This window comes from Streptomyces sp. NPDC054794 (assembly GCF_053611585.1).
In genome coordinates, this window is sequence record NZ_JBSHAQ010000026.1 from 51,057 (window position 1) to 72,813 (window position 21,757).

At 73.2% G+C, this 21,757-nt stretch carries 23 protein-coding genes and 1 pseudogene; 15 read left to right on the plus strand and 9 right to left on the minus strand.

Annotated features, from left to right (window positions below):
• Window positions 1–3: 3 nt before the first annotated feature.
• The 6 genes from ACWGKT_RS26105 to ACWGKT_RS26130 are packed head-to-tail and all read left to right on the plus strand — an operon-like array spanning window position 4 to window position 3,451.
• Window positions 4–648 carry a DNA primase gene (locus ACWGKT_RS26105; RefSeq protein ID WP_453275608.1) on the plus strand — a complete coding sequence of 215 codons (645 nt, stop codon included), beginning with the start codon at window positions 4–6 and terminating at the stop codon, window positions 646–648.
• A complete protein-coding gene (locus tag ACWGKT_RS26110) occupies window positions 645–1,811 on the plus strand; it encodes an SRPBCC family protein (RefSeq protein WP_453275609.1) in 1,167 nt (388 codons plus the stop codon). Before ACWGKT_RS26105 ends, ACWGKT_RS26110 begins: the two co-directional genes overlap by 4 nt.
• The gene (locus ACWGKT_RS26115) at window positions 1,808–2,161 is read left to right on the plus strand and encodes a gas vesicle protein (protein ID WP_453275610.1); all 354 of its coding nucleotides are present in this window, start codon (window positions 1,808–1,810) and stop codon (window positions 2,159–2,161) included. The genes ACWGKT_RS26110 and ACWGKT_RS26115 overlap by 4 nt, the downstream gene beginning before the upstream one ends.
• Window positions 2,162–2,166: 5 nt before the next feature.
• Window positions 2,167–2,970, plus strand: coding sequence for a GvpL/GvpF family gas vesicle protein (locus tag ACWGKT_RS26120; RefSeq protein WP_453275676.1), 804 nt, complete (start codon window positions 2,167–2,169; stop codon window positions 2,968–2,970).
• Entirely contained in the window at window positions 2,967–3,170 is a 204-nt protein-coding gene (locus ACWGKT_RS26125; RefSeq protein ID WP_453275611.1) for a gas vesicle protein, read from the plus strand. The genes ACWGKT_RS26120 and ACWGKT_RS26125 overlap by 4 nt, the downstream gene beginning before the upstream one ends.
• Window positions 3,167–3,451: a gas vesicle protein K gene (locus tag ACWGKT_RS26130; protein ID WP_356146511.1), complete on the plus strand. Its 285-nt coding sequence runs from the start codon at window positions 3,167–3,169 to the stop codon at window positions 3,449–3,451. The genes ACWGKT_RS26125 and ACWGKT_RS26130 overlap by 4 nt, the downstream gene beginning before the upstream one ends.
• A 25-nt stretch (window positions 3,452–3,476) precedes the next feature.
• On the opposite strand, the gene ACWGKT_RS26135 is transcribed toward ACWGKT_RS26130, so the two are convergent.
• The 3 genes from ACWGKT_RS26135 to ACWGKT_RS26145 form a co-directional block, all read right to left on the minus strand.
• Window positions 3,477–3,647, minus strand: a complete 171-nt coding sequence (locus ACWGKT_RS26135; protein ID WP_453275612.1) for a hydrophobic protein — start codon at window positions 3,645–3,647, stop codon at window positions 3,477–3,479.
• Between the two features lie 42 nt (window positions 3,648–3,689).
• Window positions 3,690–4,511 carry a class I SAM-dependent methyltransferase gene (locus tag ACWGKT_RS26140; protein ID WP_453275613.1) on the minus strand — a complete coding sequence of 274 codons (822 nt, stop codon included), beginning with the start codon at window positions 4,509–4,511 and terminating at the stop codon, window positions 3,690–3,692.
• A gap of 158 nt (window positions 4,512–4,669) precedes the next feature.
• On the minus strand, window positions 4,670–6,163 hold the full coding sequence (locus ACWGKT_RS26145; RefSeq protein WP_453275614.1) for a phosphatase PAP2 family protein: 1,494 nt from the start codon (window positions 6,161–6,163) through the stop codon (window positions 4,670–4,672).
• 71 nt (window positions 6,164–6,234) lie between these two features.
• Between ACWGKT_RS26145 and ACWGKT_RS26150 the strand changes: the two genes are divergently transcribed.
• The 3 genes and pseudogenes from ACWGKT_RS26150 (at window position 6,235) to ACWGKT_RS26160 (ending at window position 8,945) form a co-directional block, all read left to right on the plus strand.
• The gene (locus ACWGKT_RS26150) at window positions 6,235–6,948 is read left to right on the plus strand and encodes a histidine phosphatase family protein (protein ID WP_453275615.1); all 714 of its coding nucleotides are present in this window, start codon (window positions 6,235–6,237) and stop codon (window positions 6,946–6,948) included.
• Window positions 6,949–6,998: 50 nt separating this feature from the next.
• Window positions 6,999–8,618, plus strand: coding sequence for an ABC-F family ATP-binding cassette domain-containing protein (locus ACWGKT_RS26155; RefSeq protein ID WP_453275616.1), 1,620 nt, complete (start codon window positions 6,999–7,001; stop codon window positions 8,616–8,618).
• A gap of 28 nt (window positions 8,619–8,646) precedes the next feature.
• A pseudogene (locus ACWGKT_RS26160) lies at window positions 8,647–8,945 on the plus strand (DUF6158 family protein).
• A gap of 14 nt (window positions 8,946–8,959) precedes the next feature.
• On the opposite strand, the gene ACWGKT_RS26165 reads toward ACWGKT_RS26160, so the two are convergent.
• From ACWGKT_RS26165 to ACWGKT_RS26180, 4 genes are all read right to left on the minus strand, one after another.
• Window positions 8,960–9,103 carry a hypothetical protein gene (locus ACWGKT_RS26165; protein ID WP_453275617.1) on the minus strand — a complete coding sequence of 48 codons (144 nt, stop codon included), beginning with the start codon at window positions 9,101–9,103 and terminating at the stop codon, window positions 8,960–8,962.
• Window positions 9,104–9,491: 388 nt separating this feature from the next.
• Entirely contained in the window at window positions 9,492–9,872 is a 381-nt protein-coding gene (locus tag ACWGKT_RS26170; RefSeq protein WP_453275618.1) for a DUF2795 domain-containing protein, read from the minus strand.
• Between the two features lie 131 nt (window positions 9,873–10,003).
• Entirely contained in the window at window positions 10,004–12,226 is a 2,223-nt protein-coding gene (gene katG / locus ACWGKT_RS26175; protein ID WP_453275619.1) for a catalase/peroxidase HPI, read from the minus strand.
• Between the two features lie 49 nt (window positions 12,227–12,275).
• Window positions 12,276–12,713, minus strand: a complete 438-nt coding sequence (locus tag ACWGKT_RS26180; protein ID WP_235457419.1) for a Fur family transcriptional regulator — start codon at window positions 12,711–12,713, stop codon at window positions 12,276–12,278.
• Window positions 12,714–13,090: 377 nt separating this feature from the next.
• On the opposite strand from ACWGKT_RS26180, the gene ACWGKT_RS26185 reads away from it, so the two are divergent.
• From ACWGKT_RS26185 to ACWGKT_RS26200, 4 genes are all read left to right on the plus strand, one after another.
• A complete protein-coding gene (locus ACWGKT_RS26185) occupies window positions 13,091–13,882 on the plus strand; it encodes an RNA polymerase sigma factor SigF (protein WP_453275620.1) in 792 nt (263 codons plus the stop codon).
• Between the two features lie 186 nt (window positions 13,883–14,068).
• Window positions 14,069–14,959 (plus strand): hypothetical protein, encoded by an 891-nt coding sequence (locus ACWGKT_RS26190; protein ID WP_453275621.1) that lies wholly within the window; start codon window positions 14,069–14,071, stop codon window positions 14,957–14,959.
• A 132-nt stretch (window positions 14,960–15,091) separates the two neighbouring features.
• On the plus strand, window positions 15,092–16,378 hold the full coding sequence (locus ACWGKT_RS26195) for an aminotransferase class I/II-fold pyridoxal phosphate-dependent enzyme (protein ID WP_453275622.1): 1,287 nt from the start codon (window positions 15,092–15,094) through the stop codon (window positions 16,376–16,378).
• The gene (locus ACWGKT_RS26200; RefSeq protein ID WP_453275623.1) at window positions 16,375–17,628 is read left to right on the plus strand and encodes an MBL fold metallo-hydrolase; all 1,254 of its coding nucleotides are present in this window, start codon (window positions 16,375–16,377) and stop codon (window positions 17,626–17,628) included. The genes ACWGKT_RS26195 and ACWGKT_RS26200 overlap by 4 nt, the downstream gene beginning before the upstream one ends.
• On the opposite strand, the gene ACWGKT_RS26205 is transcribed toward ACWGKT_RS26200, so the two are convergent.
• Both ACWGKT_RS26205 and ACWGKT_RS26210 read right to left on the minus strand, forming a co-directional pair.
• Window positions 17,625–18,257 (minus strand): DedA family protein, encoded by a 633-nt coding sequence (locus ACWGKT_RS26205; RefSeq protein ID WP_453275624.1) that lies wholly within the window; start codon window positions 18,255–18,257, stop codon window positions 17,625–17,627. The two genes, ACWGKT_RS26200 and ACWGKT_RS26205, sit on opposite strands and share 4 nt — an antisense overlap.
• The gene (locus tag ACWGKT_RS26210) at window positions 18,254–19,027 is read right to left on the minus strand and encodes an MBL fold metallo-hydrolase (RefSeq protein ID WP_453275625.1); all 774 of its coding nucleotides are present in this window, start codon (window positions 19,025–19,027) and stop codon (window positions 18,254–18,256) included. Before ACWGKT_RS26210 ends, ACWGKT_RS26205 begins: the two co-directional genes overlap by 4 nt.
• A gap of 83 nt (window positions 19,028–19,110) precedes the next feature.
• Here ACWGKT_RS26210 and ACWGKT_RS26215 point away from each other — a divergent pair, with 83 nt between their 5' ends.
• Window positions 19,111–19,512, plus strand: a complete 402-nt coding sequence (locus ACWGKT_RS26215; protein WP_235459908.1) for a hypothetical protein — start codon at window positions 19,111–19,113, stop codon at window positions 19,510–19,512.
• Window positions 19,513–19,596: 84 nt separating this feature from the next.
• On the plus strand, window positions 19,597–21,717 hold the full coding sequence (locus ACWGKT_RS26220; RefSeq protein ID WP_453275626.1) for a phage holin family protein: 2,121 nt from the start codon (window positions 19,597–19,599) through the stop codon (window positions 21,715–21,717).
• Window positions 21,718–21,757: the final 40 nt, after the last annotated feature.

Consider the following 21,757-nt stretch of genomic DNA (forward strand, 5'->3'; position numbering starts at 1 on the left):
CACATGAATCGCATGGGACTGGGCCTCGCCGTAGGGGCCGGATACCTGCTCGGACGGACGAGGAAGATGAAGCTGGCGTTCGCGCTCGGCACGCTGGCGGCCGGTAAGCGGCTGCGTCTGAGCCCCGGCGCGCTCGCCGAGGTGGTTTCACAACAGCTGCGGGACAACCCGCAGTTCAAGGAGATCGGCGACCAGCTGCGCGAGGACCTGCGGGGCGTCGGCAAGGCGGCCTCCGGCGCCATGGTCGAGCGGCAGATGGACGCCCTCGCCGACCGGCTGCACGGGCGCACCGCCGAGGTGCGCGACCAACTCGAATCGGTCACGGGCCTCGCGAGCCCGGACGGGTCCGCGGACGAGGCGGAAGAGGACGGCGGCCGCGAGGACTCGCAGTCCGAGGAGGACGAGACGCGGCAGGGTGCCGATGGCGAACGGTCGGGCGAGTCCCGCCGGGCCTCCAAGGGGAGCGCGCGTAAGGCGGCCGACAGGTCCCCCGCCGGCAAGGCGACGAAGAAGGCCTCGGCCAAGAAGGCCCCCGCCAAGAAGGCGGCGGCGAAGAAGACGTCGACGGCCAGGAAGACGACGTCCGCGGGTGGTAGCGCGGCCCGCGGCGGCCGGAACCGGCTGCCGAAGGGAGGCGAGGAGTCATGACCGACACCCTCGGAACCGCGCGCTCCACCGCGTCGTCCGCGGCGGGTGGCGCCACCGACGGCGGGCTCGGCCGGCTGGCGCAGAGCGAGGCGGCCGACCGCCTGAAGGAGGAGGCGCAGGAGTACCTCGCCGCCCAGGCCCAGCGCCTGCTCGTGGGCGTCGGCCACAAGCTCGGCGAGACCACCGGGAAGCTCAACGACATCGCGGAGGGCAACAGCCCCGGCTTCGCCCAGCTCGCCCTCGACGCCGGCCGCAAGTTCGCCGAGGGCAAGGGCCCGCTGCGCTCCGCTCTGGAGCTCGGCGCCTCCCGGGCGAAGGACAACGTGGTCGGCGCGCTGAAGAACCTCGGCGGCGGCAAGGGCAAGCGCAAGCGCGGCGCGGGCCACAAGCCCACCGTCATCATCGAGTACATCGACGTCGGCGTACCGCTGCGCACGGCCTATGACCAGTGGACCCAGTACCAGGACTTCAGCACCTTCGCCAAGGGCGTCAAGAGCGCGAGCCGCGCCGACGACACGACGTCGGACTGGCAGCTGAAGGTCTTCTGGTCCAACCGCAGTTGGAAGGCCCGCACCACGGAGCAGGTCCCCGACTACCGCATCCAGTGGTCGTCGGAGGGTGCCAAGGGAACCACCAAGGGCGTGGTCTCCTTCCACGAGCTGGAGGAGAACCTCACCCGCGTCCTGCTGGTCATGGAGTACTACCCCAGCGGCCTGTTCGAGAAGACCGGCAACATCTGGCGCGCCCAGGGCCGCCGGGCCCGGCTCGACCTCAAGAACTTCGCCCGCTTCATCACCCTCAAGGGGGAGGCGGAGGACGGCTGGCGCGGCGAGATCCGCGACGGCGAGGTCGTCCGCAGCCACGAGGACGCGGTCGCCGAGGAGGAGGACGAGGCGCGCGCCGAGGACGCCGAGGACGCCGAGGACACGGACGAGGACGAGGAGCCCGAGTCCGACGAGCCGGAGGAGTACGAGGACGAGGAGGGCGCAGAGGAGCCTGAGGAGGACGAGGAGGCAGAAGAAGACGAGGACACGGAGTACGACGCCGAGGACGAGGAGCCCGGGCGGTACCGGGACGAGGACGAGTCCGCTTACGAGGACGAGGACCGGGACGAGGAGGAGGAGGAAGGCGCCTACGCCGAGAGCGGGAGCCGTCGTCGATGACCACGCCCGGTCGGCTGCCCCAGCCCTACGGTCACGACGGGAGCGCCAACCTCGCCGACATCCTGGAGCGCGTCCTCGACAAGGGCATAGTCATCGCCGGCGACATCCGGATCAACCTGCTCGACATCGAACTGCTCACGGTCAAGCTGCGGCTCGTCGTCTGCTCGGTGGACAAGGCGAAGGAGATGGGCATCGACTGGTGGGAGACCGATCCGGCGCTGTCCTCGCACGCCCGTCGCGAGGAACTCGCCCGGGAGAAGCGCCGCGACGAACTCGCGCGGGAGAACGCCGAGCTGCGTGAACGCCTGGCCCAATTGGAGCCGGGGCGCGGGCAGGAGGAGGACCGATGACGGCGATGACCGGCCTGCGGTACGTCTACGCGATCTGCCGCCCGTTCGAGGCGGCCCTGCAGTCCCAGCTGACGGGCGTGGCGGGCGCCCCGCCGGGACTGCTGCGCCACCACGGGCTGGTCGCCGTCGTCAGTACGGTCCCGGAGCGGGACTTCGCCGAGGAACCGCTCCGCGCCCATCTGGAGGACCTGGACTGGCTGACCGACACGGCACGGGCCCACCAGGGGGTGATCGACGCACTCACCACCGTGACCACGCCGCTGCCGCTCCGGCTCGCCACCGTCTTCCGGGACGACAGCGGCGTACGCGTCATGATGGAGACGGGCGAGGCCGACTTCCGGCGCACCCTCGACCGGCTGGACGGCCGGGTGGAATGGGGTGTCAAGGTCCATCTGGATCCGGTGCGGGAGCCCGAGACGGTGGAGGACGAGCCCACCGACGCCGCGGGCCCGGAGAGCCGGCCCACCAGCGGCCGGGAGTATCTGCGCCGGCGCCGGCAGAGTGTCCGGTCCGACGAGGACAGGTGGCGGCAGGCCGAGGAATTCGCGAGCCGACTTCATACGGCGCTCTCCGGGTTCGCCGAGGAATCCCGCCTGCACGCCCCGCAGAACTCGGCGCTTTCCGGAGTGCCGGGACAGAATGTACTGAACGCTGCCTATCTGGTGCCGCGCGCGGAATCCGAGGAATTCGTGGAACTGGTGGACCGTACGAAGGACGATGTTCCCGGAGCTCCCGGAATTCGGGTGGAACTCACCGGACCCTGGGCCGCGTATTCGTTCACCGGCGAGCTGTCCGGGGAGGAGCGGTGACCGTCGTCGAACGACGTGAGATCGCCCTGGTGGACCTGCTCGACCGGCTGCTGGCCGGCGGGGTCGTCATCACCGGGGACATCACGCTGCGCATCGCCGACGTCGACCTCGTCCGGATCGACCTGAACGCGCTGATCAGCTCCGTGGGCCGGCGGGTGCCCGCGCCCTGGGTGGAGCCGCGGGGCGAGGTGACGTCATGACCCGGCACGGCAACCGGCTGGACCTCGATCCCGACACGGTCGAGCGTGACCTCGTGAAACTCGTGCTGACCGTCGTGGAGTTGCTGCGCCAGCTGATGGAGCGGCAGGCGCTGCGCCGCGTCGACACCGGCGAGCTGAGCGAGGACCAGGAGGAGCGGATCGGGCTCACCCTGATGCTCCTGGAGGACCGTATGACCGAGCTCCGCGAGCGCTACGGCCTGCGGCCCGAGGACCTGAATCTGGACCTCGGGCCGCTCGGGCCGCTGCTGCCGCGGAACTGACGTCATCACGTGTACCGGGCGGACGTCACCACCTGTACCAGCGACTCCTGCCGCCGCCCGCGGTGGTGCCGCGCACCAGGAATCCCAGCAGCCAGATCACGAGAACTATCAACGCGATCCACCAGAGTAGTTTCACTGCAAATCCGGCACCGAAGAGAAGAAGCGCCAGAAGCAGTACCAGCAGGATGGGAACCATAATGTGAACCTCCTGCCCTTCGTATTTCCCGAAAGGCGCGGATCAGGCTTCCTTACGGCACAGAATTTCTCCGTGCAGTACGGCGAACCAGCCGTCCTCCCGCTGTCCCCACTCCCGCCACGCCCGTGACACGGCCGCCAGTTGCGCGGTGGTCGCGTGCCCGCCCTCGGTGGCCCGCTCGGCGTACGCCGAGGCGAGCGTGCGGTCGGCCCACAGGCCGCTCCACCAGGCCCGCTCCTCGGGCGTGGCGAACGTCCAGGTGCTGGAAGTGGCCGTGACGTCCGTGAGCCCGGCGGCCAGCGCCCAGGACTTCAGCCGCCGCCCGGCGTCCGGCTCACCGCCGTTGGCCCGGGCGACCCGGCGGTACAGGTCCAGCCAGTCGTCCATCCCGGGCACCGGCGGGTACCAGGTCATCGCGGCGTAGTCCGAGTCGCGGGCGGCGATGAACCCGCCCGGCCTGGTGACCCGGCGCATCTCGCGCAGCGCCCGCACCGGGTCGCCGACGTGCTGCAGCACCTGGTGCGCGTGCACCACGCAGAACGAGTCGTCCGGATAGTCCAGCGCGTGCACGTCGGCGACCGCGAAGTCGACGTTGGTCAGCCCGCGTTCGGCTGCCGTGGCGCGGGCCCGGTCCAGGATGCCCGGGGCGTGGTCGACGCCGGTGACGTGCCCGTCGGGGACCAGCGCCGCCAGATCGGCGGTGATGGTCCCCGGGCCGCATCCGATGTCCAGGATCCGCATCTGGGGTCGCAGTGAACCGAGCAGATACGCAGCGGAGTTGGCGGCGGTCCGCCAGGTGTGCGAGCGCAGCACCGACTCGTGGTGCCCATGGGTGTACACGGCGGTCTCCCGCTGCTCCGGCATGGCTGTGCCCCCTCGTCGTTCTTCGTTTTCCCGCATCGGTCCACGGGGCCCGCGGTCCCGTCCTGCGGTACGCACCACCCTACGCACGCATGTCGAATAATGAGACCGGCGTTTCACGATGTGGACAACAATGGCCGGGGAGCCGGCGGGCGGCGACGTCAGCCACGGGGCAGCGGCCGGTAGACCGTCAGCGCCTCGGGCAGTTTCTCCACCGTCACCTCGCCCGAGACCTCGGTGACTTCACCGTCGTACGCCAGGGGCGTGCCCGGCTCGACACCGGCCAGGCGCAGCCGGCCCACCCGCACCGCCGCGTGCACGGGGGAGCGGGTCAGCGGGCCCGCGACGGCGGCGGCGAGCAGCCGCAGCGCCGGCCCCTTGCCGCCGTGCACGACCCGTACGTCCAACCGCCCGTCGGCCAGGTCCAGTCGGCGGCCGGAGGCGAGGCCCAGGCGGTGATAGGTGCAGTTGCCGACGAACAGCAGCCACAACGGGTGCCTCCGGCCGCCGAGTTCGAGCTCCAAGGGGTGCTCGCCCCGGCGCAGCACGCGCACGGCCGCCCGTACCTCGGCGGGCCAGCCGCCGATCCGGTGCGACCAGCGGTCCCGCTCCCGCACCAGCTCCGGATAGACGCCCAGGCTCAGGGTGTTGAGGAAGATGCCGTCCCGGCCGCCGCAGGCGAACCGGCCCACGTCCACGCGCACCGCCTCGCCCCGCCGGACCGCCCCGGCGAGGGCACGTACGTCCTCCACGCCCAGGTCGTAGGCGAAGTGGTTGAGCGTTCCGCCGGGCAGCACCGCCAGCGGCAGGCCGTGGCGCAGGGCGGCCGCGGCGGCCGCGTTCACGGTGCCGTCGCCACCGCACACCCCCAGCACCCGCGCCCGCGTCGCCGCCTTGTCCAACTCGGCCTTGACGTCCGCGGGTTCCGCCTCGACGATCTCCGCCCCGGGCAGCGCGGCGCGCAGCGCGCGCACCCGGTCGGCGGTGCCCGCGGCCCGGTTCGTGACGAACACCAGACCCTCGCCGTCGGGCAGCGCGGGCGCGACGGCGCGCGGCCGGGCGGGCGGGGTGACCTGGGCGCGCGTCGGCACCAGCCCCCGTACGGCGAACGCGGCACCCGCGCCCAGCGCGGCGCCCGCGAGCACGTCGCTCGGGAAGTGGACGCCCGTGTAGACGCGGGACATGGCGACCGAGAACGCCAGCGGGGCCACCGCCGCGCCCCAGGCCGGCGACTCCAGCGCGACCCCGGTCACGAAGGCGGCCGCCGAGGCGGCGTGACCGGACGGGAACGACGTGGTGATCGGCTGCCGCTTCAGATGCCGTACCGCCGGCACCGGGTCCAGGACCGGGCGGGGGCGGCGCACCGAGCGTTTGCCGACGGTGTTGATGGTCAGGGAGGCCAGGCTCAGGGAGGCGATGCCGCGGGCGGCGGCCCGGCGGGCGCGCGGGGTGCGGACCGCCGCCATCGCGGCGGCCGTCGCGAACCACAGCACACCGTGGTTCGCGCTGCGGCTCAGCCGCGGCAGTACGGGCTCGGCGCCCGGCCAGTTCCGCTCGGCGGCCACCTCGAACAACCGGCTGTCGAGCGAGAGCAGCCAGTCGCGCAGGGCGTGGTGGCCGGGTTTCGGGGCGGTGAGGTCGACGTCTGGGCTCATGTCGGGGCGGGTACCCTGATGTGGCCGTTTTCTGTGCGTAGGCGGTGCGATCGAGTGAGAGGAACCTCCGAATGCGCCTGCTCCTCGTCCGCCACGGCGAGACTTTGGCCAACGTCGACTACGTGCTGGACACCGCCGTACCCGGCACCGGCCTGACCCCGCTCGGCGAGCGGCAGGCCGCCGCCCTGCCGGCCGCGCTGGCCGACGAGGACATCGAGGCGGTCTACGCCTCCACCCTGATCCGCACGCAGCTGACGGCCGCCCCGCTGGCCGCCGCCCGCGGGCTCGACGTGCTCGTCCGGGACGGCATCCGCGAGCTGTCCGCCGGCGACCTGGAGATGGCGCCCGGCGACTCCGAGCAGGGCAGGCTGTACATGCGGACGGCGTTCGCCTGGGCGGTCGGCGACACCGCGCTGCGGATGCCCGGCGGGGAGACCGGCACTCAGGCACTGGGGCGGTACGACGCCGTGATCGCCGAGGCCGCCGACAGCGGGGCCGGGACCGTCGCCATGGTCAGCCACGGCGCGGCGATCCGGATGTGGACCGCCGCCCGCGCCGACAACGTGGACGTGCCCTTCGCCGCTGCCCACCCGCTGCGGAACACCGGCGTGGTGGTGCTGGAGGGCTCGCCGTCCGACGGCTGGAAGGCGCTGTCCTGGGCGGGAGCGGCCGTGGCCCCCGCCGGGGAGGGCGGGCCGGCCGGGGAGGCGCTGGACGTGCAGGGGCGGCCGCTGGACGCCGGCGTACAGCCGTCGGGTGCGGCCGGACGGCCGGACGCCGAGTAGCCGGATATCGGTTTGCCGCAGGTCGGGGGCGCCCCGCAGAATGCGTCCCCATGGGACATCTGGAAGCCGCGCACCTCGAGTACTACCTCCCCGACGGGAGGGCGCTGCTCGGCGACGTGTCCTTCCGGGTGGGCGAAGGGGCCGTGGTGGCCCTCGTCGGACCCAACGGCGCCGGCAAGACCACCCTGCTGCGGCTGATCTCCGGCGAGCTGAAGCCGCACGGCGGCACGGTCACCGTGAGCGGCGGCCTGGGCGTGATGCGCCAGTTCGTGGGGTCCGTACGGGACGAGACGACCGTACGCGACCTGCTGGTGTCCGTCGCGCCGCCCCGGATCCGGGAGGCCGCGCGGGCCGTCGACAAGGCCGAGCACGGCATCATGACCGTCGACGACGAGGCCGCCCAGCTGCGCTACGCGCAGGCCCTCGCCGACTGGGCCGAGGCGCGCGGCTACGAGGCCGAGACCCTGTGGGACATGTGCACCACGGCCGCGCTCGGCGTGCCCTACGAGAAGGCGCAGTGGCGGCAGGTGCGCACGCTCTCCGGCGGCGAGCAGAAGCGGCTGGTCCTGGAGGCGCTGCTGCGCGGCACCGACGAGGTGCTGCTGCTCGACGAGCCGGACAACTACCTCGACGTGCCCGGCAAGCGCTGGCTGGAGGAGCGGCTGAAGGAGACCCGCAAGACGGTGCTCTTCGTCTCCCACGACCGCGAACTCCTCGCCCGGGCCGCCGAGCGGATCGTCTCCGTCGAGCCCTCACCCACCGGCGCCGACGCCTGGGTGCACGGCGGCGGATTCGCCACGTACCACGAGGCGCGGCGCGAACGCTTCGCCCGCTTCGAGGAGTTGCGCAGGCGCTGGGACGAGAAGCACGCCCAGCTGAAGAAGCTGGTGCTCAATCTCCGCCAGGCGGCCTCCATCAGCCATGAGCTGGCCTCCCGCTACCAGGCCGCGCAGACCCGGCTGCGCAAGTTCGAGGAGGCGGGGCCGCCGCCGGAGCCGCCGCGCGAGCAGGACATCACCATGCGCCTGAAGGGCGGCCGCACCGGAGTAAGGGCGGTCACCTGCACGGGACTTGGGCTGACCGGCCTGATGAAGCCCTTCGACCTGGAGGTCTTCTACGGGGAGCGGGTCGCCGTCCTCGGCTCCAACGGGTCCGGCAAGTCGCACTTCCTGCGCCTGCTCGCCGGTGACGACGTGGCGCACACGGGACAGTGGAAGCTCGGCGCGCGGGTCGTGCCCGGCCACTTCGCGCAGACGCACGCGCACCCGGAGCTTCAGGGGCGCACCCTGCTGGACATCCTGTGGAAGGAGCACGCGCAGGACCGGGGGGCGGCGATGTCCCGGCTGCGCCGCTACGAGCTGACCCAGCAGGCCGAACAGACCTTCGAGCGCCTCTCCGGAGGCCAGCAGGCCCGTTTCCAGATCCTGCTCCTGGAGCTCGCGGGCGTCACGGCCCTGCTGCTGGACGAGCCCACCGACAACCTCGACCTGGAGTCGGCCGAGGCGTTGCAGGAGGGCCTGGAGGCCTTCGAGGGTACGGTCCTCGCGGTCACCCACGACCGCTGGTTCGCCCGCTCCTTCGACCGTTACCTGGTCTTCGGCAGTGACGGCCGGGTCCGCGAGACGCCGGAGCCGGTGTGGGACGAACGCAGGGTGGAACGGGAGCGGTAGGCGCCGCACGGAGGGCCCGGGGGCCGGAATGTTCGTACAGTGGAGGCGGAAGAGCGAACACGACGAGCGGGGCACACCATGACCGGAGTCGACCCGGACCGTCTGGACGACCAGCAGCTCATGAAGGAGCTGGAGACGATCCACCGCACGCGCCACGACACCCTGCTGTACGGCTCGAACGACGCGCTGCGCACGCACAACGAGCGCATGGCGCAGTTGGAGGGAGAGTTCCTGCGGCGCAACCCGCGCCGCCTGGTCGTCGCGGGACGTACCCGCGACGGTGCCCGTGAGCGCAGCTGTTCGGAGACGGTGACTCCCGGCACCTGAGCGGACACGACGGGTCAGGCCGACGCGCACCGGCCCCGCACACCGTCACCCGCTCGTCGACCCAGGTGCCGCCCGCGTACGACATCGGCCTCGCCCACCACCGGTTCGGTCAGCTCGACCTGTTCGGCGCCCTGCGCAGCGAGAAATGCGATGCGCATCGTGTTCGGCGTCCTCTCCGTGTCGGTGAGGGGGTGCGCCGTGTCAGGGCGCGGCTATCCGGCCGCCGCGCTGGTGGCGGCGGCCGGGTGGCGTCGGTGCTGACGCCGTCGCGGCGATCCCGTCGCGACTGGGGGGTGTCGTTTGGATCATCCCGGCGTCGCGGGGTCTGGCACGCACTCCCCCAAGCTCTTCGAGCAGGGGGGACCCCCAGCCGCGTTGTCGTCACTCGCCGACTCCCCCAAGTTCTCGTCGACTCCCTCCTCCGCCTTGCAGCTGCACGCTCCCCCAAGCTCTCGGCTTCGCTCGAACAGGGGGCACCCCCATGACCCGCTCGGAGTCGGCCAGACCGCACCGCTCGTCACAGCCGGCCTGATCCAAACGACCCCCCTAGGAGGCGGCCGTCACCGTCTCGGCCAGTTGCTGGATGTTGTCGTAGCGTGCGTGGCGCGGTAGCCGTCGTACCGCCTCGACCAGGTCGTCGGGCGCGTTGTCGTGGCGCAGGACGCCGGCCAGCTCGCCCGGCCCCGCCGGGAAGGCGGTGCGTCCCAGGTGCCGCGCCAGCTCCAGCCGTACCGACTCCAGAATCGACATCCGGGAGTGCCCCGCCACCACCGGACCGCGAAAGACGCGGGGGTCGTCGTCGGCGGGGGGCTCCGGGTCCTGCCAGTCCTCGGTGCGGGTGGGGTGCCCGGACCGCAGCAGTTCCTGGAGCTCGTGCTTCATCTCGTCGTCCCGGTGAACGCTCAGCCGGTCACTGCCTCGCTGCATGTCTCCCTCCAGATCATTCGGGATGCGCACCGCGTACCCGAAGACCGGGGGCCGACACACGAACGGTCCGGTCCGGGGCTGCGGTGGCAGCCCCGGACCGGACCGTCGGGAACGTCAGGCCGACGCCGGGATCAGACGAGGTCGAACCGGTCCAGGTTCATGACCTTGACCCAGGCCGCGACGAAGTCCGTGACGAACTTCTCCTTCGCGTCGTCGCTCGCGTAGACCTCCGCGAGCGCGCGCAGCTCGGAGTTCGAACCGAAGACGAGGTCGGCACGGCTGCCGGTCCACTTGACCTTGCCGGAGGCGTCACGGCCCTCGAACGTGGTCTGGTCCTCGGAGGTCGACTTCCACGTCGTGCCCAGGTCGAGCAGGTTGACGAAGAAGTCGTTGGTGAGCCTGCCGGGGGTGTCGGTGAACACGCCCAGCGACGACTGCTTGTGGTTGGCGCCCAGCACCCGCAGGCCGCCGACCAGGACGGTCAGCTCGGGCGCGCTCAGGGTCAGCAGGTTCGCCCGGTCCAGCAGCAGGTACTCGGCCGGCAGGCGGTTGGCCTTGCCGAGGTAGTTGCGGAACCCGTCGGCGGTCGGCTCCAGCGCCGCGAACGACTCGGCGTCGGTGTGCTCGTCCGTCGCGTCGACACGGCCCGGGGCGAAGGCCACCTCGACGTCGTACCCGGCGTCCTTGGCGGCCTTCTCCACGGCCGCGGAGCCGCCGAGGACGATCAGGTCGGCCAGGGAGACCTTCTTGTCACCGGCGGACTCGAACTCCCGCTTGACGCCCTCCAGGGTGCGCAGCACCGTGGCCAGCTCGTCGGGGTCGTTGGCCTCCCAGCTGCGCTGCGGCTCCAGGCGGACCCGGCCGCCGTTGGCGCCGCCGCGCTTGTCGCTGCCGCGGAACGTCGAGGCCGACGCCCACGCGGTCGAGACCAGCTGCGCGACGGACAGGCCCGAGTCGAGGAGCTTGGCCTTCAGGGCCGCGACGTCCGCGGCGTCGAGGGCCGCGCCCTCGGCCTCGGGCAGCGGGTCCTGCCACAGCAGGGTCTCCTCCGGGACCTCCGGGCCGAGGTAGAGCGACTTCGGACCCATGTCACGGTGCGTCAGCTTGTACCAGGCACGCGCGAAGGCGTCCGCGAACTGGTCGGGGTGCTCGTGGAAGCGGCGGGCGATCGGCTCGTAGATCGGGTCGAAGCGCAGCGACAGGTCCGTCGTGAGCATCGACGGGGCGATCTTCTTCGAGGAGTCGTGGGCGTGCGGGACGGTGCCCTCGCCCGCGCCGTCCTTCGGCTTCCACTGGTTGGCGCCGGCGGGGCTCTGGGTCAGCTCCCACTCGTAGCCGAACAGGATGTCGAAGAAGTCGTTGCCCCACTGGGTGGGCGTGGGGGTCCAGGTGACCTCCAGGCCGGACGTGATGGCGTCCGCGCCCTTGCCGGTGCCGTACGTGCTGCGCCAGCCGAGGCCCTGCTCCTCGATCGGGGCGGCCTCGGGGTCCGGGCCGACGTGGTCCGCCGGACCCGCGCCGTGGGTCTTGCCGAACGTGTGACCGCCCGCGATCAGGGCGACCGTCTCCTCGTCGTTCATCGCCATCCGGCGGAACGTCTCACGGATGTCGCGCGCCGCCGCGATCGGGTCCGGGTTGCCGTTCGGACCCTCCGGGTTGACGTAGATGAGGCCCATCTGGACCGCGCCGAGCGGGTTCTCCAGCTCGCGGTCACCGGTGTAGCGCTGGTCGTCGAGCCAGGTGGTCTCGGGACCCCAGTACACGTCCTCCTCGGACTCCCACACGTCCTCGCGGCCACCGGCGAAGCCGAAGGTCTCGAAGCCCATCGTCTCCAGGGCGACGTTGCCGGCGAGGATCATGAGGTCGGCCCACGACAGGTTCTTGCCGTACTTCTTCTTGACCGGCCACAGCAGACGGCGGGCCTTGTCGAGGTTGCCGTTGTCGGGCCAGCTGTTGAGCGGGGCGAAGCGCTGCTGGCCGGCGCCCGCGCCGCCGCGGCCGTCGCTGATGCGGTAGGTGCCCGCGCTGTGCCACGCCATCCGGATCATGAACGGGCCGTAGTGGCCGAAGTCGGCGGGCCACCAGTCCTGCGAGGTGGTCAGCACCTCGGCGATGTCCTGCTTCACGGCCGGCAGGTCGAGGGACCGGAACGCCTCCGCGTAGTCGAACTCCTCGCCGAGGGGATTGGCCACGGCGGGGTTCTTGGCAAGGATCTTCAGGTTGAGCCGCTCCGGCCACCACTGGCGGTTGCCGCCACCCTGGGTCGGGTGCGGGGCGCGCCCATGTGCGACGGGGCAGCCACCGGTGCCCTCCGCCTTGGCGTCGGTGACGATTGCATCAGGGTTCTCAGCCATGGGAATCCTTCCGGATCAGGTGGATCACTTTGCTCAAGAACTGCGAAGGTCAAGCACTGCGAGGGGTGGAGCAGTCGGGGCAGACGCCCCAGTAGACGACCTCGGCCTCGTCGATCGAGAAGCCGCGGTCGTCGGACGCGGTGAGACAGGGCGCGTCACCGACGGCACAGTCCACGTCGGCGACGACACCGCACGAGCGGCACACGACGTGGTGGTGGTTGTCGCCGACGCGTCCCTCGAACCGGGCCGGGCTGCCGGCCGGCTCGATGCGGCGTATGAGCCCCGCGGCGGTCAGTGCGTGCAGGGCCTCGTACACGGCTTGGAGCGAGACGTGGCCCACGCGCTCGCGCACGCCGGAGGCGATGGCCTCGACACCGAGGTGATCACCGTGCCGGACGGTCTCCAGCAGTGCGACGCGTGCGGCCGTCACCCGCAGGCCGGCACCGCGCAGCTCCTCGGCGGTGGTCGGAGTCGGGGATGCGGTCATGGCGCCAACCTACCGCCCCAAACCCGAATGATTCAAGAAAACGAGTTATCCAAGTTTGGCGGCTGAATCAGGGGTCTTTTGTCCCGTTACGGCGTGATATGCCGGTCGGCAGGCTACTCCCTCTCCCGCCCCGGCGGGAACTCCCGCACCGTCCACCGAAGCAGGGGGATCGTGCCCGGCCCCGCTCCCGGAAAACGCTCACCGCGCAGACTCGTGTTTGTGCCCGAAGGCGGCGGGCAGGCGCACCGGCAGTGCTTCGGACCGGAGGCACACCCGTGGGAGCGGTGATCCGTCGCCCCGGGTGCATCCGTCCGGCACGCGGACGCACTCCCACGGTGACCGTCGAATCGAGCACCTCCAGGGGAGTTGCCAGACACATGCCGAAACGAGCGAGCACCAGGCACCCGCACGACGACGCGCCCGACACCGCGGGGGCCTTCCGCAGGCTGGCCGCGCTCGCGCCGGGACCGGAACGCGACGCGCTGCGCGGCGAGATCGTCGAGGCCTGGCTGCCCATGGCCGAACGGCTCGCGGGACGCTTCCGCGGCCGCGGCGAGAACTTCGACGACCTGCGCCAGGTCGCCGCCCTCGGTCTGGTCAAGGCCGTCGACCGGTACGACCCCGGGCGCGGCCACGCCTTCGAGAGCTACGCGGTGCCCACCGTCAGCGGCGAGATCAAGCGGCACTTCCGCGACCACCTGTGGACCCTGCACGTGCCGCGCCGGGTCCAGGAACTGCGCAACCGGGTGCGGATCGCCTGCCAGGACCTGTCGCAGACCGTGCCCGGGCGACGGCCCACCGTCGCGGAGATCGCCGAGCTGGCGAGGCTGAGCGAGGAGGACGTCCGGGTCGGCCTGGAGGCGCTGGAGAGCTTCACCGCGCTCTCCCTGGACGCGGAGCTGCCCGGCGGCGACGACGGCCACTCGCTGGGCGACACACTCGGCGGGCCCGATCCGGCCCTCGACACGGTCGTGGACCGGGAGGCCGTCATCCCCCGGCTGGCCGCGCTGCCCGAGCGCGAGCGGGCCATCCTCTACCTGCGGTTCTTCGACGACATGACGCAGAGCCGGATCGCTGAACAGCTCGGCGTCTCGCAGATGCACGTGTCCCGGCTGATCAACCGTTGCTGCGACCGGCTGCGCGAGCAGGTGATGCGGGACGCGGCGTAGGGGACGTCGCGTAGGGCACGCGGCGCAGGAGTCGCGGTGCCGTGAGCGTCCCGGACGTCACCCGATAGGCCGTTCGCGTTCGCGCGAATGGGGCCCGGCCGCGCGCGAGGGGCGGCGCGGCGGGCTGTGATGGCTGCGGGGGCACGACCTCGTGCTCCCGCAGCCGTCCGTCTGAGGAGCCCGTCCATGCGACGCACCGCTCGCGCCCTCGTCATATCCGTCCTGGCCGTCGGCCTCGGCACCGCCGTACCGGCCGCGGCCGCGGTCCCCACCGCGCGGGTGGGCCCAGGCAGCGAACGGCCGGGCGGCAGCGTCACCGTGTCCGAGACCTGTGCGGCGACCGACGGGACCCTCGGGATCGCCGGGACCGCGCCGGACACCGTCGGTGCGGGTGCGGGTGCGGGTGCGGGTGCGGGTGCGGAGAGCGGTGCGTCCGGGGCGTGCGGCGACGATCAGAAGAGCGCCCGGCCGGCGCCTCTGGCCGACGGCGGCGCGAGTGCGGCGCCGCAGTCGCTGCCCGACGGTCGGGACAGCGGTGTGCCGCTGCCGCTCATGGACGGGCAGGAGACCGGCCTGCCGGAGTTGCTCCCCGACGGTCGGGAGAGCGGTGTGCCGGAGCTGCTCGGTGACGGGCGGGAGGGCGGCGGTGTGTCGCAGCCGCCCGCCGATGGCCTGGACGGCACCGGCACCGGCACCGGCACCGGTCGGGAGAGCGGTGCCCGGGAGAGCCAGGGCGGGGAGGGCGGCGACCGGGGGACCGGTGATGCCACCGAGACGGGTGGGGGCCGGGAGAGCGGTGGGGGCCGGGACAGCGGCGCGTCGCAGTCGTACGGGGACGAGGGCGGGGCGTGTGACGACTCCCGGGGTGCATCCTGTGGTGACGGCCGTGACTGTGCCGAGCCCCGGCCCGGCTCCAGCTGCGGACAGGCCACCGTCGAGCACGGTGTGGAGGCTGGTGAGGGGGGTGCGTTCAACGGGTCCGTCCCGGCGCTGGTCCTCGGCGGTCTGCTGATCGCGGGCGCGGCCGGTGCCGCCGTACACCGGCTCTGGTACCGCAGGTCGGCCGGAGACGGCTGACGTCCCGCGCGCACCGCCCATGGAACGGCGCGACACCGGGTACGACGGAGCCGACGCACGGAGCAGCCGACGACAGAACACGGACCCGACCGGGACAGGACACGGAACCCCACGGACTGCGCGGAGGCTGACATGCGGCGGACGGACCCCCACGGTCGCCCCGGCGACCGCTCCGACGACCGTGCCCCCGAGGGGCACGGCCCCGTCCGCTACGGGCCACCCCTGCCCGGCGACGGACTGCCCGTGCTCCCCGAACTGTCCGCCGTGCTCGCCGCCGCCGCGGGCCGTGCCGGCCAACAGCCCGTCGGTGGCGGCCCCGCGCTGCTCGACGCGGCCCGCGCCTACTGGGCGCGACGCGGACTGACCGCCGAACCGGACCGCGTGGCGGCCGGCCCCGGCACCCCGTCCCTGCTGCTCGCCCTGACCGCCGCGCTCGGCGGCGACGTCCTGGTGCCCCGCCCCTGCGCCGCCTGGTGGGCGCCGTACGCACGCCTGTTGGGCCGGCCGTCCTTCCACGTGCCGACACCGGCCGAGTCCGGCGGCGTCCCGGACCCGTACGCCCTTCTGGAGACCGTCCGCCGGGTCCGTGCCGAAGGCGGCGACCCGCGGCTGCTCGTGCTGTCCGTGGCCGACGACCCGACCGCCACCGTCGCCCCGCCCGAACTGCTGCACGAGACCGTCGAGGCGGCCGAGGGCGAGGGGCTGCACCTGGTCAGCGACGAGACCTGGCGCGACACCCTGCACGACCCGCACGGCACGGTGCTGCTGAGCCCCGCCGAGATGCTCCCCGAACGCGTCACCGTCGTCACCGACCTGGCCGGCGCGTCGCTGCCGCCGGGCTGGCCCGCCGCCGTCGCCCGCTTCCCCGCGAGCGCCACCGGGGAGGCGCTGCACGCGCGCGTGCTCGACGTGCTCACCGCACTGGGGGCGCGCGTCGCCGAACCGGTCGCGGCGGCCGCCGCCTACGCGCTCGGCGAACCCGAGCCGGTCGTCCACCGCCGCGACCTGGCCGTACGCCTGCACGCGCGCGTGGCCGCCGCCGCGCACGCCGCCGTCGTCGCGGCCGGTGCCCTGTCCCGGCCGCCGCAGGCGGGGCGTCATCTGTACGTCGACCTCGGCCCGCTGCGTTCCGCGCTCGGCGCGCACGACGTCAGCGACGCCCAGGAGTTGGAGGACTTCCTCACCGCCCGGCTCGGCATGCCCGCGCCCGGTGGCCACCGTTTCGGCGACGACCTCGGGGAGCTGCGCGTGCGGCTCGCCACGGGTCCACTGCTGAGCGGTACGGACGAGGAACGCACGGAATGCCTCACGTCACCCTCACCGTTGGAACTGCCACACGTGCAACGCGCGTTGGTCACCCTGAGGTCGGTCTTCGACGATCTCCGCGACGACGCTCAGCGACGGGAGCCTCCTCGATGACGCAGCAGACGCAGCAGTTCGGGACCACCCCCACGACCGCCACCGTCCCTACGACCACAGCCATCACCGTCACGGCGACGACGACGGTCACCGCGGCCACGACCGACGCCATGACCACGATGGCCGCTAGGACCACCACCGCACCCACAACCACCACCGCCCCCCTGACCCCCCGGACCGGCAAGGCCGACGAGGCCCCGGCCCGTACCCCCCTCGCGCCCCCGTCCCCGCCGCTCGCCGAACCCCGGCCGCTGGGTGAACACCGGGTGTGGCCGCGGACGTTCCACGACCGGCTGACCGCCCCGCTGCCCGGCCTCAAGGCCCTCGCCCGGTTCGCCCGTGAGGGCTCCGTGCGGCCCGGACCCGAGGGGCTCGCCGACATCCCGCTGCTGCCCTTCGAACCCGGCCCGGTGCCCCGGGTCGACAGCCGCACGATCTCCGTCACCTGGGCGGGACACGCCAGTTGGGTGGTCCGGATCGGCGGGCTCACGGTTCTCACCGACCCCGTCTGGTCCCGCCGGATCCTCGGCACCCCGGCCCGGGTCACCCCCGTGGGCGTCGCCTGGGGCGCGCTCCCGCGCGTGGACGCCGTCGTCATCAGCCACAACCACTACGACCACCTGGACGCCCCCACGCTGCGCCTGCTCCCGCGCGACACACCGGTGTTCGTGCCCGCCGGACTCGGCCGGTGGTTCCGGCGCCGCCGGTTCACCGTGGTCACCGAGCTGGACTGGTGGGAGGCGGCCGAACTGTCCGGGGTCCGCTTCGACTTCGTGCCCGCCCACCACTGGTCCAAGCGCACCCTCACCGACACCTGCCACAGCCTCTGGGGCGGCTGGGTGCTCACCGATCCCGACCGGCAGCGCGTCTACTTCGCCGGGGACACGGGGTACGGGCACTGGTTCTCCCGCATCGGCCGCCGTTACCCCGGCATCGACCTCGCCCTGCTCCCCATCGGCGCCTACGACCCGCGCTGGTGGCTGAGCGACGTCCACTGCGACCCGGAGGAGGCGGTCCGGGCCGTACGGGATCTCGGCGCGCGGCGGATGGCGCCCATGCACTGGGGCACGTTCGTGCTGTCCGCCGAACCGGTCCTGGAACCGCTCACCCGGGTGCGGGTCGCCTGGGAGAAGGCGGGACTGGACCGCGAGAACCTGTGGGACCTGCCGATCGGGGCCTCCCGCGTCCTGACCCCGGACCTGATCCGCCCCTCCAAGCCGCCGCAGTCGCGGGCCCGTAAGCCGGTCTAGTCGAGGGCCCGCGCCGTTCCGCGCACCCTGCGCCACACGCTGGGCGTCGCGCTGATCAGTACGGTCAGCGCGACCGCCGCGACCACGCCCTGCCAGGGCCTTGGGAACAGCGAACCGCCGAGGATGCCGATCATCTGGTACGTCAACGCCCAGGCCCCACAGGCCGGCAGGTTGCCGCGGGCGAAGCGGCGCAGCGGCCAGTCCGCCAGCAGACAGGCGAGCATCACCGGGATGCGGCCCGCCGGAACCAGCCGGGACAGCACCAGCACCGCCACACCGTGCTCGGCCAGCTTGTCCTGCGCCTGGGCCAGCCGGTCCTCGGGCGCCCGCGACCGGATCGCCCCCAGCCAGCGCGAGCCGTTCTTCGATCCCATCCCACGCCGCCCCAGCACATACAGCGCCGCGTCCCCGAGGAACGCGGCCAGTGACGCCGTCACCAGCACCAGCACCAGCGCGAACGGGGCCGTCTGATGGAACGCCACCACCGCCGCCGAACTCACCAGGGCCCCGGTCGGCACCACCGGCACCAGCGCCCCGACCAGCACCAGCAGGAACAGCGTCGGATAGCCGATCGCCTGCTGCGTGGACTCCGGCGGCACGGTCGTCGCGGTGGCGGCCAGCCAGCTCACCGCGCGACCTCCGGGCGCACACTCTGCCCGTGCCCGAGCAGATGCACCGCGACCTCGGGCGCGAGGACGCCCGACAGGCGCACGAACTCGGTGCCCGGCGCATGGAATTCATGGGGGCGCACGGCGTCCATGCCCATCGGCCAGTACGTCCCGTAGTGCACCGGCACCGCGCTGCGCGGGGCCAGCCGGGCCAGCGCCTGCGCCGCCCGCCCCGCGTCCAGATGCCCCGGACCGAGGTACGGCCCCCAGCCGCCCACCGGCAGCAGCGCCACGTCCACCGGCCCCACCTCCTCGGCCATGGCGTCGAACAGGCCGGTGTCCCCGGCGAAGTAGGTCCGCGCCTCGCCCGTGACGACGTACCCCAGGGCGGGGGAGCGATGCGGGCCGACGGGCAGCCGCCGCCCGTCGTGCCGGGCGGGCACCGCCCGGACGACGAGGTCCCCGACCACGGTCTCGTCGCCGGGCGCCATCTCGGTCAGGCGCAGATGAGTCAGCCGGCGCAGCCCCGGTACGGCACGTGGCGCGCCCCGGGGCACGAGCAGGCGCGTGCCCGGGGCGAGCCGGGCCAGCGAGGGCAGGTGCAGGTGATCGGCGTGCAAGTGGGAGACGAGGGCGAGATCCGCGCGCCGGGCCTCGGGGGAGGGCAGCGCGCCCCGGCGGCGACGGAGATGCGCGAGCCGGCGCGCGAACAGAGGATCGGTCAGCACGCGTATGTTCGAGTCCGCGATCGTGCAGGTGGCATGGCCCCACCAGGTGATCTCCACCGGCACCTCTTTGCCTCCTTCGCGCGACTCCCCGAAGCCTACGGGCAGGAGTAGGGTCGGCGGCGAAACCCGGAGGTGAGGGGGACGCCATGGGACCGGTCCGTGTGACGGCGATCGCGAGTCTGACGCCGTTGGAGGAACTGGAGGCCGATCCCTTCCTGGTCGATTCCCGCAGCCAGCACGCGATGTGCGAGCGCTGGGCCGCCGAGCACGGATACGTCGTCGCGCGCGAGCTCCTGGTGCGCGGCCTGCGGCCGGACCACTGCGTGCTGTGGGACGGGGTGCGGCCCGGGGTGGACCTGTTCGTGGCTCCCAGCCGCCGGGTGCTGGAGAGCGCGCTGTCCTCCGTCGAGGAGTTCACCGAGGAGTGTGCGCGGCGCGGCGTGCGCGTAGAGACGGTCGGCCGCGCGGAACCCCTGTACGACGCCCAGATGAAGGCCCGCGTACACCGCCGCCTGTCCATGCCCACGGCCGGCTACGACGGGCGTTAGTCCCCCCGGTCCCGCGCCCCCGGTATGACAAGGTGGGACCCGGGCCCGCGGCGGCGAGGGGCCGGGACGTGAGGAGTGCGGGGCGTGCGTGGCGGGGGGCGGTGGCGGCGGATCGCCAGTCAGGTCGGGCGGAGCATCACCGTGTGGGCGGTCTCCACGGTCACCATGCTGGTGCTCGCCGGGCTCCTGCCCGACTTCCAGCTCCAGTCCGCCGACGGCGACAGCGCCACCCGGATCGCCGTCACCGCCGCCCTCGGCGCCGGCGCCTTCGGTGTGCTCTCGGCCGTCGTCTGGCCCCTTCTCGTACGGCTGCTGCTGCTCGTGCCCGCGCTCGTGCTCGGCCTGCTGGTCTTCTTCCTCAACGGCTCCCTGCTCCTCGTCGCCCTGCGCATCAACCCCTCCGGCAGCAGCGAGGCCGCCCCCGACACCGCCGTCATCGTGGCCGCCGTGATGTCCGCCGTCGCCTCCGCCACCGGCGGCGCCCTCGCCGTCCGCGACGACGACGCCTACCGGCGCAGGCTCTACCGGCTCGCCGACCGCCGCCGCCGGGCCCACCCGCCCTGCCCGAGCGCCCCCGGCACCGTCTTCATCCAGCTCGACGGCGTCGGCCACGACGTCCTGACCGAGGCCGTCGGCGGCGGCCTCATGCCGACCGTCGGCCGCTGGCTCGCCGCCGGCGACGGGCAGCGGCCCAGCCACCGGCTCACCCCCTGGCGCACCGACTGGTCCAGCCAGACCGGCGCCAGCCAGCTCGGCATCCTGCACGGCTGCACCTTCGACGTACCGGCCTTCCGCTGGTACGAGAAGGACAGCCGCGAGGTGATGGTGTGCAACCGGCCGACGAGCGCGGCCGAACTGCAGCGCCGCGCCGTCGCGCACACCGGCGACGGCGGACTGCTCACCCTCGACGGCGCCAGCCGCGGCAACCTGTTCAGCGGCGGCGCCGACGAGCAGGCCCTCGTCCTGTCCATCGCCACCCGCCGCCGGGGCCGCGAGAACCGCTCCCGGGCCGGCTACTTCGCCTACTTCTCCGACCCCGCCAACGCCGTCCGCACCGCCCTGTCCTTCGTCGCCGAGGCCGGCCGCGAGCTCGGCCAGTCCACCCGCGCCCGGATGCGCGGGCAGCGCCCGCGCGTCAGCCGCGGCGGCCTGTACCCCCTCGTCCGCGCCTTCGCGACCGTCGTCGAGCGGGACGTCGTCGTCGCCGCGGTGATGGGCGACCTGCTGGCCGGCCGCACCGCCGTCTACGCCGACCTCGTCGCCTACGACGAGGTGGCCCACCACTCCGGACCCCGGGGCCGGGACACCGAGCAGGTGCTGCGACGCCTGGACCGGTGCCTCGCCCTGATCGAGAAGGTCGCCGAACACGCCCCGCGCCCCTACCGGATCGTCGTCCTGTCCGACCACGGCCAGAGCCCCGGCGAGACCTTCCGCGCCCGCTTCGGCCTCACCCTCGGCGACCTGGTCCGCGCCGGCTGCGGACTGCGCCTGCCGCGCGCTGCCGAGCGCACCCTGCCCCGCGCCCTCGGCTTCGTCCGCCCGGGGGAGAACCCGACCGGCACCGAGGCCCGCGCGGCCGTCCGCGCGGCCCTGCGCCGCCCCGTCGAGGAGCACGGCGAGCGCCACCGCCCCTCCCGCGCGTCGGAGCCGATCGTGCTCGCCTCCGGCAACCTCGGCCTGATCTCCTTCCCGGACGTGCCGCACCGCATGTCCCGCGAGGAGATCGACGCCCGCCACCCCGCCCTGCTCACCACCCTCGCCAACCACCCCGGCATCGCCTTCCTGCTGGTGCGCAGCGAGGAGCACGGCGGTCTGGTCCTCGGCGCGCACGGCACGGAGATCCCCCTGGACCGGCTCGACCACGAACCCGGCCCGCTGGCCGGCCTCGGTCCCGGCGCCGCCGACGCCGTCCGCCGCACGCACTCCTTCCCGCACACCGCCGACATCATGGTCAACTCCTGGTACGACCCCGCCGCCGGCGAAGTCCTCGCCTTCGAGGAGCAGATCGGCTCCCACGGCGGCCTCGGCGGCGCCCAGGCCCACCCGTTCCTGCTGTCGCCCCTGAGCCTGTCCGCGCCCGTCGACGCGGGGCGGGACCTGGTCGGCGCCGAGCGGGTGCACCACGTCCTGCGCCGCTGGCTGCGCGAGGCCGACGGGCCCCAGGTACCGCTCACGGCCGAGGAGGCCGACCGGCGGGCCGCCTGAAATTCGGCTGCGCCCATCGGGCCCGGCGCCCACACTGTTC

Coding starts and splice junctions, on each gene's coding strand:
- ACWGKT_RS26110 (WP_453275609.1), top strand. CDS start 645: ATGACCGACACCCTCGGAACCGCGCGCTCCACCGCGTCGTCCGCGGCG.
- ACWGKT_RS26105 (WP_453275608.1), top strand. CDS start 4: ATGAATCGCATGGGACTGGGCCTCGCCGTAGGGGCCGGATACCTGCTC.
- ACWGKT_RS26130 (WP_356146511.1), top strand. CDS start 3,167: ATGACCCGGCACGGCAACCGGCTGGACCTCGATCCCGACACGGTCGAG.
- ACWGKT_RS26115 (WP_453275610.1), top strand. CDS start 1,808: ATGACCACGCCCGGTCGGCTGCCCCAGCCCTACGGTCACGACGGGAGC.
- ACWGKT_RS26120 (WP_453275676.1), top strand. CDS start 2,167: ATGACCGGCCTGCGGTACGTCTACGCGATCTGCCGCCCGTTCGAGGCG.
- ACWGKT_RS26185 (WP_453275620.1), top strand. CDS start 13,091: ATGCCGAAACGAGCGAGCACCAGGCACCCGCACGACGACGCGCCCGAC.
- ACWGKT_RS26190 (WP_453275621.1), top strand. CDS start 14,069: ATGCGACGCACCGCTCGCGCCCTCGTCATATCCGTCCTGGCCGTCGGC.
- ACWGKT_RS26180 (WP_235457419.1), bottom strand. CDS start 12,713: ATGACCGCATCCCCGACTCCGACCACCGCCGAGGAGCTGCGCGGTGCC.
- ACWGKT_RS26145 (WP_453275614.1), bottom strand. CDS start 6,163: ATGAGCCCAGACGTCGACCTCACCGCCCCGAAACCCGGCCACCACGCC.
- ACWGKT_RS26215 (WP_235459908.1), top strand. CDS start 19,111: ATGGGACCGGTCCGTGTGACGGCGATCGCGAGTCTGACGCCGTTGGAG.
- ACWGKT_RS26150 (WP_453275615.1), top strand. CDS start 6,235: ATGCGCCTGCTCCTCGTCCGCCACGGCGAGACTTTGGCCAACGTCGAC.
- ACWGKT_RS26155 (WP_453275616.1), top strand. CDS start 6,999: ATGGGACATCTGGAAGCCGCGCACCTCGAGTACTACCTCCCCGACGGG.
- ACWGKT_RS26140 (WP_453275613.1), bottom strand. CDS start 4,511: ATGCCGGAGCAGCGGGAGACCGCCGTGTACACCCATGGGCACCACGAG.
- ACWGKT_RS26195 (WP_453275622.1), top strand. CDS start 15,092: ATGCGGCGGACGGACCCCCACGGTCGCCCCGGCGACCGCTCCGACGAC.
- ACWGKT_RS26135 (WP_453275612.1), bottom strand. CDS start 3,647: ATGGTTCCCATCCTGCTGGTACTGCTTCTGGCGCTTCTTCTCTTCGGT.
- ACWGKT_RS26165 (WP_453275617.1), bottom strand. CDS start 9,103: ATGCGCATCGCATTTCTCGCTGCGCAGGGCGCCGAACAGGTCGAGCTG.
- ACWGKT_RS26170 (WP_453275618.1), bottom strand. CDS start 9,872: ATGCAGCGAGGCAGTGACCGGCTGAGCGTTCACCGGGACGACGAGATG.
- katG (WP_453275619.1), bottom strand. CDS start 12,226: ATGGCTGAGAACCCTGATGCAATCGTCACCGACGCCAAGGCGGAGGGC.
- ACWGKT_RS26200 (WP_453275623.1), top strand. CDS start 16,375: ATGACGCAGCAGACGCAGCAGTTCGGGACCACCCCCACGACCGCCACC.